Consider the following 1,600-nt stretch of genomic DNA (forward strand, 5'->3'; position numbering starts at 1 on the left):
ATCCGCACCGCCCGACCGGCATTCATCTCCTCGCCCCCGTCTACCGCGACGCAGGGTCGGTGACCGCCCCTCCCTCGGTGTGAACCCTCCGACCGGAAGCCCTTCCGTTCGCTCATCATCGAAGCGCTTCGATAGCCACCTCACCGCATCACACGCAACTGAAGATCGCAACTGAACACCGCAATCACAGACCGGGCCGATGACGGCCCACCGAAAGGAGTGCCGACGATGGCACGAATCACCGGGCGGGCGCGGGTCCTGACCGCCGCCGCCGTTCTCACCGCCGCCGCACTGGGCGTCAGCGCCTGCTCGTCGTCCGGCGACACCGGCGGTGGCAGCACCGACGGGGCCGGCCAGACCCTGAAGCTCTGGCACTACGAAGGCGCCGACAGCGCGATGGGCAAGGCGTGGGCCGAGGCCATCAACGTCTTCGAGAAGGAGACCGGAGCGAAGGTCGAGTTCGAGGAGAAGTCGTTCGAACAGATCCAGAAGACGGCGAGCCAAGTGCTCGACACCGACGCCGCCCCCGACGTCATGGAGTTCAACAAGGGCAACGCGACCGCGGGCTTCCTCGCCTCGACCGGGCTGATCAGCGATATCTCCGACGCCGTCGCACAGTACGGCTGGGCCGACAAGCTCGCACCGTCGCTGCAGACCACCGCGAAGTACACCGACAAGGGCGTCATGGGCGGCGACACCTGGTACGGCGTGCCGAACTACGGAGAGTTCGTCGGCGTCTATTACAACAAGGACGCGTTCGCTGCGGCGGGCCTGCAGATTCCGACCACCTACGACGAGTTCATCAAGGTGCTCGACGCGTTCGTGGCGAAGGGCATCACGCCGCTCGCGGAAGCAGGTGCGGAGTACCCGCTCGGTCAGCTCTGGTACCAGCTGTCGCTGACCAAGGGCAGCCGGGATTGGGTCAACGACTACCAGCTCTACAAGAACCCGGTCGACTGGCAGGGCGCCGAGACGAGCTACGCCAGCGAGACCCTGAAGGACTACGTCGCCAAGGGCTACATCGCCAAGGACGTCTCCTCCATCAAGGCCGAGGACGCGGGAGTGTCGTTCATCAACGGCACCGCACCCATCTTCGTGTCGGGCTCGTGGTGGTACGGGCGCTTCACGGAGCAGGCAACCGGCTTCGATTGGACGATGCAGGCCTTCCCCGGCTCCAAGCTCTCGCTCGGCTCCTCGGGCAACCTCTGGGTGGTGCCGCAGAACGCGAAGAACAAGGATCTCGCCTACAAGTTCATCGACATCACGATGCGACCGGAGATCCAGGCCATCATCGGCAACAACGGCGGTCTGCCCGTTGCGGCCGATCCGAAAGACATCACCGACGCCAAGAGCAAGGACCTGATCTCGACGTTCAACGGCATCCTCGGCCAGGACGGACTGTCCTTCTACCCGGACTGGCCCGCGCCCGGCTTCTACGACGTGATCGTGCAGCAGCTGCAGGGCCTCGTGACGGGCACGCAGGATGCCGCGACGACGAACGCGAACCTGGGCACGGCCTACGACGAGGGCACCGCGGACTACCGCTGAGGCCCCTGTGAGATCCGGTGGGGGCNNCTNANNNCNNNCCCCNCCNCCNNNC

General features: G+C 65.7%; 1 protein-coding gene. It reads left to right on the forward strand.

Annotation, left to right across the window (positions count from 1 at the left end; all coding sequences use genetic code 11):
- Positions 1–228: 228 nt before the first annotated feature.
- The gene (locus tag I5I_RS06640) at positions 229–1,548 is read left to right on the forward strand and encodes an ABC transporter substrate-binding protein (protein WP_051039516.1); all 1,320 of its coding nucleotides are present in this window, start codon (positions 229–231) and stop codon (positions 1,546–1,548) included.
- The last annotated feature ends 52 nt before the right edge of the window (positions 1,549–1,600 follow it).

This window comes from Microbacterium sp. B24, from assembly GCF_000333415.1.
Taxonomy (GTDB): domain Bacteria; phylum Actinomycetota; class Actinomycetes; order Actinomycetales; family Microbacteriaceae; genus Microbacterium.